Annotated in this window: 10 protein-coding genes; 5 read left to right on the top strand and 5 right to left on the bottom strand. The window is 70.1% G+C overall.

The window, feature by feature from the left end; all coding sequences use genetic code 11:
- Window positions 1-27: 27 nt before the first annotated feature.
- Complete coding sequence (locus MBR110_RS11500) at window positions 28-984, bottom strand: LysR family transcriptional regulator (RefSeq protein WP_011884220.1); 957 nt, start codon at window positions 982-984, stop codon at window positions 28-30.
- Window positions 985-1187: 203 nt separating this feature from the next.
- Between MBR110_RS11500 and MBR110_RS11495 the strand changes: the two genes are divergently transcribed.
- From MBR110_RS11495 to MBR110_RS11485, 3 genes are all read left to right on the top strand, one after another.
- Window positions 1188-2498: an MFS transporter gene (locus MBR110_RS11495; protein WP_011884223.1), complete on the top strand. Its 1311-nt coding sequence runs from the start codon at window positions 1188-1190 to the stop codon at window positions 2496-2498.
- 133 nt (window positions 2499-2631) lie between these two features.
- Window positions 2632-3897: a Zn-dependent hydrolase gene (locus tag MBR110_RS11490; RefSeq protein WP_059458853.1), complete on the top strand. Its 1266-nt coding sequence runs from the start codon at window positions 2632-2634 to the stop codon at window positions 3895-3897.
- Window positions 3898-3921: 24 nt separating this feature from the next.
- On the top strand, window positions 3922-4944 hold the full coding sequence (locus MBR110_RS11485) for a histone deacetylase family protein (RefSeq protein ID WP_059559123.1): 1023 nt from the start codon (window positions 3922-3924) through the stop codon (window positions 4942-4944).
- 141 nt (window positions 4945-5085) lie between these two features.
- On the opposite strand, the gene MBR110_RS11480 is transcribed toward MBR110_RS11485, so the two are convergent.
- Together MBR110_RS11480 and MBR110_RS11475 are read right to left on the bottom strand one after the other, a co-directional pair.
- Window positions 5086-6291: an MFS transporter gene (locus tag MBR110_RS11480; RefSeq protein ID WP_034193228.1), complete on the bottom strand. Its 1206-nt coding sequence runs from the start codon at window positions 6289-6291 to the stop codon at window positions 5086-5088.
- A 490-nt stretch (window positions 6292-6781) separates the two neighbouring features.
- Window positions 6782-7693, bottom strand: coding sequence for a LysR family transcriptional regulator (locus MBR110_RS11475; RefSeq protein ID WP_181709072.1), 912 nt, complete (start codon window positions 7691-7693; stop codon window positions 6782-6784).
- Between the two features lie 225 nt (window positions 7694-7918).
- Between MBR110_RS11475 and MBR110_RS11470 the strand changes: the two genes are divergently transcribed.
- Window positions 7919-8839: a pyridoxal-phosphate dependent enzyme gene (locus MBR110_RS11470; protein WP_045579281.1), complete on the top strand. Its 921-nt coding sequence runs from the start codon at window positions 7919-7921 to the stop codon at window positions 8837-8839.
- Window positions 8840-9228: 389 nt separating this feature from the next.
- Here the strand turns inward: MBR110_RS11470 and MBR110_RS11465 are convergent, their stop codons facing one another.
- The gene (locus tag MBR110_RS11465; protein WP_081058915.1) at window positions 9229-10767 is read right to left on the bottom strand and encodes a DUF2242 domain-containing protein; all 1539 of its coding nucleotides are present in this window, start codon (window positions 10765-10767) and stop codon (window positions 9229-9231) included.
- 139 nt (window positions 10768-10906) lie between these two features.
- Entirely contained in the window at window positions 10907-11800 is an 894-nt protein-coding gene (locus MBR110_RS11460; RefSeq protein ID WP_011884235.1) for a LysR family transcriptional regulator, read from the bottom strand.
- A 107-nt stretch (window positions 11801-11907) separates the two neighbouring features.
- On the opposite strand from MBR110_RS11460, the gene MBR110_RS11455 reads away from it, so the two are divergent.
- Window positions 11908-12663, top strand: coding sequence for a TerC family protein (locus MBR110_RS11455; RefSeq protein ID WP_011884237.1), 756 nt, complete (start codon window positions 11908-11910; stop codon window positions 12661-12663).
- Window positions 12664-12716: the final 53 nt, after the last annotated feature.

The raw sequence follows: 12716 nt of genomic DNA, 5'->3' as shown, positions 1-12716 counted from the left end.
CGCACCCACGGCCCGGTGCGCGCGTGCCTACGCGCCGAGCCGCTCCGCGAGCGAATGGCGCTGCATGCAGCGCTCCATCGCATCGAGAAACGCCTGCTCGGCCGCGTTCATCCTGCGCTCGCGATGCCACAGCAGGAATACGTCGACGTCGATCAGCCCGTCGTCGGGCGGCAGGCGCCACAGGCGCTGCTGCGCGACGTCGTCGCGCACGATGTGCTCGGGCAGGCAGCCGATCCCGTAGCCGGCGAAGATCAGCCGCCGCACTTCATCGAGGCTCGGCGACGACGCGACGATGCGTCCGGTGAAGCCTTTCTGATCGCGGAACACGGTGAGCGGCGACAGGCTGTCGCCGATCTGGTCGCTGGTGAACGACACGAAGTTCTCCGCGAGCAGGTCTTCCATCCGCAACTGCGTCTGCCCGAACAGCCGGTGATGGCGGCCGCAATAGATCGCATAGCGCTGGCGCAGGAAGCAGCGCATCTGCAGCTTGTCGTGCGGCGTGCGGCACAGGCCGAGCCCGGCGGTGGCCGTCTTCTGCAGCAGCGACGACAGGATGTCCGACGAACGCATCACGTCGATCTGCAGGTCGATGCGCGGATACGCGCGATGGAATTCGGCGAGGAATTCGTCGTAGACGGGCGACTCGATGCGGCTCACCGTCAATAGCCGGATCGACCCGGTGAGGTCTGCGGTGCTGTCGTCGAGCTCCGTGTCGAGGCGCGACACGCCGCCGTAGATGTCGCTCGCGATCCGGTACACGGCTTCGCCTGCCGCGGTCGGCGCGAAGTGCGCGCCGCGCCGCTCGATCAGCTTGCGGCCGAGCGCGTCCTCGAGCCGCCGCAGCGCCTGGCTGACGGCCGGCTGCGTGACATGCAGGCGCGCGGCCGCGCGGCTCACGCTGCGCTCCTGCATGATCACCAGGTAAGTGCGCAACAGGTTCCAGTCGAGGCGGTCGTTGACGAAGCGGGCGAGGTCGGCGCGCATCGGGGCTCCAGGCTGAACGTCGGAACGTCGGAACGTTGAAAGGGGTATTAGCCAGATTTATACGCGAAATAATAATTTGAAATTGGACTAATGATATGTGGCCGCCGATAAAGGAGGCGTGCCGCACCCGGCGGCACGGGGCCGCGACAGACGGCCGGCCATCACGATATTGCGCGTGCCGCGGCGCGCGTCAGGAGCCCCGCATGAGCCAGTCCCTTCCTAGCGCGCGTCAGCCGGCGCGTGCCGCGACCGCGGCGTTCATCGGCACGATGATCGAGTGGTACGACTTCTACATCTACGCGACCGCCGCCGCGCTCGTGTTCGGTCAGCTCTATTTCCCGTCGCACGACCCGTTCGTCAGCACGATGGCGTCGTTCGCGACGTTTGCCGTGGGCTTCTTCGCGCGGCCGCTCGGCGGCATCGTGTTCGGCCATCTCGGCGACCGCATCGGCCGCAAGAAGGCGCTGATGACGACGTTGATGATGATGGGCGTCGCGACGGTGTGCGTCGGGCTGCTGCCCGACTATTCGAAGGTCGGCGTGCTCGCGCCGGTGCTGCTGGTGGCGCTGCGCGTCGTGCAGGGGATCGCGGTCGGCGGCGAGTGGGGCGGCGCGGTGCTGATGGCCGGCGAGCATGCGCCGCAGGGCCGCCGCACGTTCTTCGCGTCGTTCGCGCAGCTCGGCAGCCCGGCCGGGCTGATCCTGTCGCTGGTCGCGTTTCGCGCGGTCACGTCGATGGACAAGGCCGACTTCCTCGCGTGGGGCTGGCGCGTGCCGTTTCTGGCGAGCGCGGTGCTGCTGGTGGTCGGCATCCTGATCCGGCTGGGCGTGAACGAGTCGCCGGAATTCGCGCGCGTGAAAGAGGCGAACCGCACGGTGAAGCTGCCGGTCGCCGAAGTGTTCCGCTCCGCGTCCGGGCTCGTGCTGTTCTGCATCGGCGCGAACACGATCGGGATCGCGGGCGTCTACTTCACCAACACGTTCATGATCGCGTACACGACGCAGTACGTCGGCGTGTCGCGCTCGCTGATCCTCGACAGCCTGTTCGCGGTCGCGATCATCCAGTTCGTCGCGCAGCCGGCTGCCGCGTGGCTTGCCGAGCGCATCGGCAGCGCGCGGTTCCTGAAGATCGCCGCGCTGCTCGCGATGCTGTCGCCGTACCCGATGTTCATGCTGGTGCAGGGCGGCACGTCCGCGTCGCTGATCGCCGGCATCGCGCTCGCGGTCGTCTGCATGGCCGGCTTCTATTCGGTGATCGCCGGCTTCGTGAGCGACGTGTTTCCGGCCCACGTGCGCTATTCGGCGATCTCGCTCGCGTACCAGGTGTGCGGCGCGCTCGCCGGCGGCCTGACGCCGCTCGTCGGCACCTGGCTGGCGCATCGCTTCACCGGCCAGTGGTGGCCGCTCGCGGTGTTCTACACGGGCCTCGCCGGCATCTCGCTGCTCTGCATCGTCGCGCTCGACGCACGGCGCGCGTCCCGGCCGGCTGCCGCCGAGGCGCTCGGCTCGCACTGAATCCCGACGCTTCGATCAGCCGCGCCGCGTGTGGGCGAACGCTGCCGGTACGCGACCGTCGCAGGGCGTGCGCGGCGGGATCGGCAGCGTGCGGAAATCGATACCCCCGACGAACGAATTCATTGGAGTGCACATGAACGACTTGCTGGAAGTCGACGGCCATCGCCTGTGGCAAAGCCTCGCCGACATGGCGCGCATCGGCGCGACGCCGCGCGGCGGCGTGCGCCGCCTCGCGCTGACGGACGACGACCGCCGCGCGCGCGACCTGTTCGCGCAATGGTGCCGCGATGCGGGGATGACGGTGCGGGTCGATGCGATCGGCAACCTGTTCGCGCGGCGCGACGGCGCCGATGCGCAGGCCGCGCCGGTGCTGATCGGCAGCCATCTCGACACGCAGCCCGAGGGCGGGCGCTTCGACGGCGTGTACGGCGTGCTCGCGGCGCTCGAAGTCGTACGTGCGCTGAACGACGCGCGCATCGCGACCGACAAGCCGCTCGAGATCGTGTCGTGGACCAACGAGGAAGGTGCGCGTTTCGCGCCGGCGATGCTCGGCTCCGCCGTGTTCACCGGCGCGCTGCCGCTCGACGACGCGCTCGCGCGGCAGGATGCCGACGGCATCGCGCTCGGCGCCGCGCTCGACGCCTGCGGCTATCGCGGCACGCACGCGCCCGGCGGCGCGGTCGATGCGTACTTCGAAGCGCATATCGAACAAGGCCCGGTGCTCGAGGCGAACGGCACGACGATCGGCATCGTCACCGGCGGCCAGGCGATCCGCTGGCTCGACGTGCGCGTGACGGGCGTGGCCGCGCACGCGGGCACGACGCCGATGGCGTATCGCCAGGACGCGTATTTCGCGTGCGCGCAGATCGCGCTGGAGCTGGAGCGGATCGTCGCCGGCTACGCGCCGCGCGCGCTCGCGACGATCGGGCAGATCGGCATCCGCCACGCGTCGCGCAACACGATCGCCGGTGACGTGACGTTCACCGTCGACCTGCGCCATCACGACGATGCGTGCGTCGACGCGATCGAGCAGGCGTTGCGCGAAGCGTGCGCGCGCGTGGCCGCGGCGCGCGACGTGCAGGTGGCGCTCGACACGTGCTGGCGCAGCCCGGCGACGCCGTTCGATGCGGCGTGCGTCGATCTCGTCGCGCGGGCGGCGCACGCGTTCGGCTATGCGAGCGAGCGCATCGTCAGCGGCGCTGGCCATGACGCGATCGTGCTCGCGCGCCGCGTGCCGACCGCGATGGTGTTCATTCCGTGCGTCGGCGGGCTGTCGCACAACGAGGCCGAGGACGCGCTGCCCGACGACGTGACGCGCGGCGCGAACGTGCTGCTCAACGCGGTGCTCGCGCGCGCCGGTGTCGCGACGCACGCGGCGGCCGCCGCGCTCGACGCGTGACGAGACGAACCCACGAGGACAACGATGAAAACCTACTTCCATCCCGAACAGTTGCTGCACCATCCGCGCACCTACCTGTCGCGCGGCAGGATGCGCGAGCCGCAGGAGGTGCCCGAGCGTGCGGCGCGCCTCGTCGCGGCGGTGCGCGCGCTCGACTTCGACGTGTGCGAGCCGGCCGACCGCGGCACCGCGCCGATCGCGGCCGTGCACGACATGAACTACCTGCGCTTTCTCGAGGAAGCGCACGGCGACTGGAAGCGGATGCCCGACGACTGGGGCGACGAAGTGATGTCGAACGTATTCGTGCGCGACCCGAACCCGCTGCGCGGGATACTGGCGAAAGCGGCGCGCTATCTGGCCGACGGCAGTTGCCCGATCGGCGCGCACACGTGGCGCGCGGCGTACTGGTCGGCGCAGAGTGCGCTCGCGGCGGCCGCGCACGTCAACGACGGCGCGCGCGACGCGTACGCGCTGTGCCGTCCGCCCGGTCATCATGCACGGCGCGACGCGGCCGGCGGCTTCTGCTATCTGAACAACGCGGCGATCGCCGCGCAGGCGCTGCTCGGCCGCCATCGCCGCGTGGCGGTGCTCGATACCGACATGCATCACGGGCAGGGCGTGCAGGAGATCTTCTACGATCGCGACGACGTGCTGTACGTGTCGATCCACGGCGACCCGACCAACTTCTACCCGGTCGTCGCCGGTTACGAGGACGAGACGGGCGCGGCGGCCGGCGACGGCTACAACCTGAACCTGCCGATGCCGCACGGCGCGCCGGAGTCGGCGTTCTTCGAGCGGCTCGACGATGCGTTGCGCGCGCTCGCGCGTTTCGAGCCCGATGCGCTCGTGCTCGCGCTCGGCTTCGACATCTACAAGGACGACCCGCAGTCGCAGGTGGCCGTCACGACCGACGGGTTCGGGCGGCTCGGCGGCGCGCTCGGTGCGCTCGCATTACCGACGGTGATCGTGCAGGAAGGCGGCTATCACCTCGAGAGCCTCGACGCCAACGCGCGCGCGTTCTTCAGCGGGTTCGCCGCCGCACGCTGAGCGTCGCGGGCGCGGCGGCCGCGCGCATGCCGCTGACGATGAAGAGCGCATCGGCATCCCGGTGCGGGCCGGTCGCCCGTTGCCGGTCGCCGGTAACCGGTTGTCGCGCCGCGTGCCGGCGTAATGCGGATCGCGCGGCGTTTACGAATTCGCGGCAACCGGTGCGCGCCGGCGTTGCGCCCGCTGCAGCGCGACCAGCGCGAGGCCGGCCGCGGCGATCAGCGCGCCGACGAGCGGCACGGCCGGGTAGCCGAAGCCGGCCGACAGCGCGGCGCCGCCGGCTGCCGCGCCGAGCGCGTTGCCGAGGTTGAACGCGCCGATGTTGACGGCCGACGCGAGGCCCGGCGCTTCGTGGGCCGCGCGCATCACGCGCATCTGCAGCGGCGGCACCACCGCGAACGTCGCGATGCCCCACACCAGCAGCGTGAGCGCGGCGCCGACGTGCGTGCGGGCGAGCAGCGGAAAGGCGGCCATCGTCGCGATCAGCAGCACGAGGAAGCCGATCAACGTGCCGTCGAGCGAGCGGTCGGCGAGCCGGCCGCCGGCGATGTTGCCGATCGAGAAGCCGACGCCGATCAGTACCAGCATCGCCGTCACGAAGGCGGGCGTTGCGCCGCTCACGTGCGCGAGCGTCGGCGCGACGTACGTGTAGAGCGTGAACATCGCGCCGGCGCCGAGCACCGTCGTCGCGAGCGCACCGAGCACGACGGGACGCGTGAGCACCGCCAGCTCCGCACGCAGGTCCGGCATCTTGCCGGCGTCGCCCTTCGGCAGCGCCGCGAACAGACCGGCGATCGCGATCACGCCGAGCGCCGCGGTGGCCGCGAACGACATCCGCCAGCCGATCATCTGCCCGAGCCAGGTCGCGGCCGGCACGCCGCCGACGTTGGCGATCGTCAGACCCATGAACATCGTCGCGACCGCGCTGGCCTGCCGCTCGCGCGGCACCAGGCTGGCCGCGACCACCGAGCCGAGCCCGAAGAACGCGCCGTGGTTCAGGCTCGTGACGAGCCGCGCGAGCAGCAGTGTCGTGTAGCCCGGGGCGACGGCCGACAGCAGGTTGCCGACGGTGAAGATCGACATCAGCGCGATCAGCGCCGAGCGGCGCGACCAGCGCGCGAGCAGCAGCGTCATCAGCGGTGCGCCGGCCATCACGCCGATCGCATACGCGCTGATCAGCATGCCGGCCTGCGGAATCGACACGTGCACGCCGTCGGCGATCACCGGCAGCAGGCCCATCGGCGCGAATTCGGTCGTGCCGATGCCGAACGCGCCGGCGGCGAGCGCCAGCAGCGGCAGCGCGGTGCCGTGGGCCGCGCGGGAGGGAGAAGTGGAGTTGGGGTTCACGCGATGCCTTCCTGTCAGCGTTGCGCAACGGCAGCGGGCCGTCGCGGACAGCCTGCAGTGTGCCCACATTGTTCTGATGAAAAAAGCCGCGTGCGCACGAAATAATCTTGATTCGATGTCAAGAATGCGTGATGCGGGCGGCGTGCCCGCGCGCTGCGACGGCCGCGTCGGCGGGCCTCGAGCAAAAAAAGCCCCGGTCACAGGGGGGCCGTGACCGGGGCGAAAAGGCATCCTCTCTTTGGCACGAGGAATGGATGCGCGCGAAGTATATTTCGCGGCATTGCGATTCGAAATGACGTTAAACGGCTGTTTTTGGCGTCAATTTAAAAATACCGACACGGTAATGTTGTGCGTTATATATTTGAAAGGATTTTCGTCGGGGTGCTGAAGTGTTTAGTGCGCGATGGCCGCGAAGCCGGTCGTGGCGGCGGGCTGGCGGCCTGCCGGCCGAACGAGCGCCGACGAGCGCGGCTGCCGTGCGCGCTTGCGCTCAGTCCGCCTGGTCGACCACTGCGTGCACGGCTTCGAGAAACCGCGCGACGACGGGAGACGCCGGCACGGCCGCGCCGTCGAACACGAACTCGATGTCGAAGCGGCTCGCCAGCTCGTCGAGCGCGACGAGCCGGACCGTGTGCGGACACGTCGGCGCCGCGCTGTGCGGCACGAACGCGCAGCCCATGCCGGCCGCGACGAGGCCGATCAGCGTCGGGATGTCGCTGCCGACCTGCGCGATGCGCGGCGTGAAGCCCGCGCGCTCGCATTGCGCGATCAGGAAGCGGTGGTGCGCGGCCGAGCGCTGCGCGTCGAACCACACGAACGGCTGGTCCGCGACGTCCGCGAGCGAGCGCGGCGCATCGAAGGGTTCGCCGGGCGGCGCGGGCATCGCGAGCACGAAGCGGTCGCTCAGCAGCCGCACGCCGGACAGGTGCGGCGCCTCGTCGCGACGCCACGCCATGATCCCGCCGTCGAGCTGGCCGCGCACCAGCGCGTCGGCCTGTTCGGCCGACAGCATCGGCGCGATCGACAGCTTCACGTCCGGGCATGCGGCGCGAAACGTCTTCAGCACGTTGGCGAACACCGGCAGCGGCAGGCAGTTCGGCAGCGCGCCGAGCCGCAGTTCGCCGAGCTGGCCGGCCGCGCTGCGCAATGCGCGTTCGCGGCTGTCCCGCACCGTGGCGAGCACGGCGGTCGCATCGCGCAGGAAGCTCGCGCCGGCCGCCGTCAGCGTGACGCCCGTCGCGCGGCGGATCAGCAGCGGCGTGCCGATCGCGCCCTCCAGCTCGCGGATCTGCCGCGACAGCGCCGGCTGCACGATGCCTGCCGCGCGGGCGCCGCCCATCACGCTGCCGGCTTGCGCGACGGCCACGAAATAACGCAGGTGACGCAGTTCGATCTGGCGCATGCGGGTGGGGACTCCGGTTTCCGGTTTCGGTTGGTGAGAATGATATGCCTGGCAAGCATGGCGAATACGCTTCGATGGTATTGGAAAAGCATGGCCCGCGTGCCGTACGATGGTTGCCGTTGCCGTTGCCGTTGCCGTTGCCGTTGCCGTTGCCGTTGCCGTTGCCGTTGCCGTTGCTTGATCGACGGCTGCGCCCGTCCCTCGTGTTCCATCGTGATCCGCACCATGCCGCTCCATATTCAGACGCCGTACCTCCGCTCGCACACCGCCTCCCGCCGGCTCGGCGCCGACGTCTGGTTGAAGCTCGATGCGCTTCAGCCATCCGGTTCGTTCAAATTGCGCGGGATCGGCGCGGTGTGCGCGGCGCGACAGGCGGCCGGCGCGCGTCGCTTCGTGTCGTCGTCGGGCGGCAATGCGGGCATCGCGGTCGCGTATTGCGGGCGCGAACTCGGCGTGCCGGTGCTGGTGGTGGTGCCTGAAACCGCGTCCGTGCGCGCACGCGAACTGATTCGCGGCGAAGGGGCCGAGGTCGTCGTGCATGGCGCGAGCTGGGTCGAGGCCAACGCGTTCGCGCTGGCGGCCGTCGGCGAGCACGACGCGTTCGTGCACCCGTTCGACGATCCGGTGTTGTGGGGCGGCCACGCGACGATCGTCGACGAGATCGCGGCCGTCGGCCCGAAACCCGACGCGATCGTGCTCGCGGTCGGTGGCGGCGGGCTGCTGTGCGGCGTGCTGGAGGGGCTCGCGCGCAACGGCTGGCACGACGTGCCGGTCGTCGCGGTGGAGACGGCGGGCGCCGACTGCTATGCGCGCTCGGTCGCGCAGCGGCGTCCGGTGGAACTGCCGGCGATCGAGAGCATCGCGACGTCGCTCGGCGCGAAGCGGCCGTGCGACGCGGCGCTCGAGTGGGCGAGCCGGCATCCGATTCATCCGGTCGTCGTATCGGATGCGCAGGCGGTGGCCGCCTCGTTGCGGCTGGTGGACGAGCACCGGCTCGTCGTCGAGCCCGCGTGCGGCGCCGCGCTGGCTGCGCTCGAACGGCCGGTGCCGGTGCTGGCCGCGGCGTCGAACATCGCGGTGATCGTCTGCGGCGGCGTGACGGCGACCATCGAGCAACTGCAGTCGTGGAGCGCTACGTTGCGGTGAGGTGTGGCCGTCCGTGACGCTCGGCCGGTGACTGGCGGCGATCGAGCCGGATGCGTGACGGCGGTGCGAACGGACGGCGATGGCTTGTCGGTGTGACTTCGCGGTGTCTGTCGCGCGGTGCTCGGCGGGGCTGGCTCGCGATTCGCGTTGCCGTGAGCGGATGCGAGCGCGGCGCGTGAGGTGGTCGGCCGCAGCGGCGCAGATCGCTATGCGACGACGAGGACGAGGGCGTGTCGTACCCGCCGTCGGCCGCATGCACGAGCGGCGCGCTCGCGATCGGTTCCGCACACGGCGGGCGAAGCGCCGACGCATCGAAGCACTGTGTCGCGCGAAACGTCCACCGTTCCGTCGCTACGTGCGCATGGCACGCGTGGACGAGGGGCGCGTGGTCAGTTGGCCGGCGCTGCGCTGACCGCGGTCGGCGCGAACGATGCTATGGGATCGGCGGTGGGTGCGGACGCCGACGTATTGCTTGCGGAGGCCGCAGCGGCGTGCGTGGTTGCCGTTGCCGTGGGACCGGACATTGCCAAAGCTGCGCTCGAAGCGACCGGCGTGCCGCGCGTGCCGGTGGGTGCCGACGCGGAAACCGCTTCCGACGCAGCGGCATGAGGCGGCGCAGACGAAGCCGTGGAAGCGAGGACGGGAGCCGAAGCGAGTGCTGCGGCCGTAGCCGATGCAGAAGCCGCAGCATGGGCCGCAGCCGAAGCAGCTGAACCGGCTGCCGAAATCGAAGCAGTCTCGAGTGCTTGCGGTGAAGCCGGAGAGAGCGTCGCGGCCGGAGCGGACGCCGAAGCCGAAGCAGGTGCAGCGGTCGAAACAGCGGCTGGCAGCGACGCAGTAGCTGAAGCCGGGCCGAGGGCTGAAACAGGACCGGACGCCGAAGCCGGTGCGGGTGCCGAAGCAGGAACAGCTGTCGACCCCGAAGCAGGTGAAGGCGAAGCAGGTGCCGAGGCCGGAGCGTGTGTCGAAACTGGACCGTGGGCCGAAACCGGAGCGGATGTCGAAGAGGCTGCTGGCGCGGAGGCCGCTGCGGGTGCCGAAGCGGGTGCCGGAGCCGAAGCAGGTCCGGAGGCCGGGGCAGGCGCCGAAGCGGCACCAGCGGCCGAAGCCCGAGCCGCAGCCGGACCAGTCGCCGAACCCGCTCCTCCACCCGGCGTCGCCCCGCGCATCGCACTCGGCGCGACCACGGCCGACCCAGCCGCCGCCCCCACCGGCCCCCCCGAACCCGGCGCGACCCCCGTCCCCGAAAGCGGCACCGGCGCGGCCGGCGGCGTCGGTACGACCGGCGTCGTCATCTTCATCGGTTCGCCTTGCGGCGTCGGCGCCGGCTCGGGCAGCGGCGCGACATGCTCCTTTTCCGCCGCTTTCACGGTCGCGCGATCGCGGCGGGCCGGATCGATCTTCAGGAAATGGTCGACCAGATTGAAAAAGCGTTCATAGAAGACGCCCGCCGGAATCGTCTCGCTCGCCGTTTTCACGAGCGCGTCGTCGCTCGAGCCGATCGGCAGCGACAGCGAGCCGAACACGCTCAGGCCGACGCTCGCCGACGTATTCGACTTCTTCAGCGTATAGCGGTCCTGCACCGCATTCACGTACGCGATGCTCGACGAGCCGTCGGCGTTCGCGTCCGCGCACACGACGTGAAACTCGATCACGACGTGCATGTCGTTGTTCGGCTGGAAGTTCTTGCTGCCGTCGACCGCATCGTTGCGCGACGACGACACCACGTAACCCTGGCTCAGCAGCGAGCGCCGCGCGGCCTCGCAGGCCGCCTCGGACTTCGCATGGAACGTATGCGCATACGGGCTGCTCGTCGCGTCGAACTGTTCCTGCTGATAGATCGGCTTGGGCGGCGACGAGCACGCGGCCAGCACGGTGGCGGCCGCGAGCGCGCACGAAACGGAGGACAGGCGAAATCGGTTGTGCATGGCGTCTTTCAGAGGGCTCGGCGAGTTGCCGCGACGGCGGGCGAGCGCGAGGTCGCGCGACGTCGGTGCGCGCACGGCGCGCGCGGCAATCTCGTATGGCCGGGGCGTCATTATAGTTTCGTTTGATGTCGCGCTCGCTTCAGTCGGCCGGCGTCGCGCGTGCCGCCGCGAGCAGTTGCGACGCCAGCGGATGGTGCTCGCCGCGGCGCGAGCGGATCGCGTGGATTTCCTCGGTCACGTCGCCCGCCCGCCCGAGCCGGCGCAGGCCGCGCAGCAGCGCCGCATCGTTCGCGCCGAGCTCGCTGAGCGGAAACACGCCGAGGCCGCGCGCGCCGAACACGGCCATCAGCGCGCTGTCCTCGAATTCGCCGGTCACGCGCGGCACGATCCGTTCCCGTTCGAGCCACAGGTCCAGGCGCGCGCGCAGCGCCGAATGCGCGGTCGGCAGCAGCACCGGCAACTCGGCGAGACACTGCGGAAAACGCTGCCGCGCGGCCGGTGTGACGAGCGCCGCGGGGCCGTACCAGTCGACCGGCGATGCGACGAGCCGCTCGCTCGTCACGCGCAGGTTCGAGCCGGCCGGCGCGCCCTGGCCGGCCAGCACGAGGTCGAGATTATGCAGCGCGAGCTCGGCCAGCAGCGCATCGTGCTCGCCCTCGTGGCACAGCAGCCGCAGCGCGGGCGTCTCGAGCACCGGCGCGAGGATCGCATGCGCGGCGAGCTTCGAGATGCCGTCCGCGAGGCCCACCGCGAGCCGCACGGTCGGCCGGCCGGCGGCCGCGCGCACGTCGTCGGGGATCAGCCGGCCCATCTCGAAGATCACCTCGGCGCGCGCATACGCGGCGCGGCCGGCGTCGGTCAGCGCGACGCCCCGGCCGGCCGGACGCAGCAACTGATGACCGAGCGACTTTTCCAGCTCCCGGACCTGCGCGCTGATCGTCTGCACGGCCATGTCGAGCCGCTGCGCGGCGCGCGCGAAACCGCCTTCCTTCACGACGACCCAGAAGTAGTACAGATGGCGAAAATTCAGCATCGCGACGATATATCGAAAAAACCGCACCAAAGCTCAGATTCTCGCTGATTTTTCCGAAGTCGTGGATTGCCTATCATCAGGTTTTCCTCTCGCGAACCGGGCCTTCCATGGACTACCTGCTGACGCTTGCCGCCGACCCTGCCGTCTGGGCCGCGCTCCTGACCCTCGTGGTGATGGAGGTCGTGCTCGGCATCGACAACCTGATCTTCATCTCGATCCTCAGCAACAAGCTGCCCGAAGCGCAGCGCGCGCGTACGCAGCGCATCGGCATCGCGCTCGCGCTCGTGATGCGCCTCGCGTTGCTGGCCAGCGTCGCGTGGATCGCCAGCCTCACCGAACCGGTGTTCACGCTGTTCGGCCACGCGTTCTCGTGGCGCGACGTCATCCTGCTGTCGGGCGGCCTGTTCCTCGTCTGGAAGGCGACCACGGAGATCCATCACCACGTGTCGCACGACGGCGACGACGACGGCGCGCGCAGCGGCGCGGCCGGCCTGACGATGTGGGCCGCGGTCGGCCAGATCGTGATGCTCGACATCGTGTTCTCGATCGACAGCATCGTGACCGCGATCGGGATGACCGAGCACGTGCCGATCATGTTCGTCGCGGTGATCGTCGCGGTGAGCGTGATGCTGTTCGCGGCACAGCCGCTCGCGCGCTTCATCGACCGCAACCCGACCATCGTGATGCTGGCGCTGTCGTTCCTGGTCGTGATCGGCATGACGCTGATCGCCGAAGGCTTCGGCTCGCATGTGCCGAAGGGCTATATCTACGCGGCCATGGCGTTCTCGGCGTTCGTCGAAGGCATGAACATGCTGGCGCGGCGCGCGAAGGCGAAGCGCGCGGCGCGGGCCGAGCGTCACTGAGCGTAGCTGCGCGTCACCGAACGAGCCGGCGGGCGGGCGACGCCCGCCGCCGA

It is taken from the genome of Burkholderia sp. MBR-1 (genome assembly GCF_013822785.1).
In the GTDB taxonomy this organism is placed as follows: Bacteria; Pseudomonadota; Gammaproteobacteria; order Burkholderiales; family Burkholderiaceae; genus Burkholderia; species Burkholderia vietnamiensis.
Note: the sequence above shows the minus strand (reverse complement) of the source record. Positions and strands in the feature narration are given on the sequence as shown.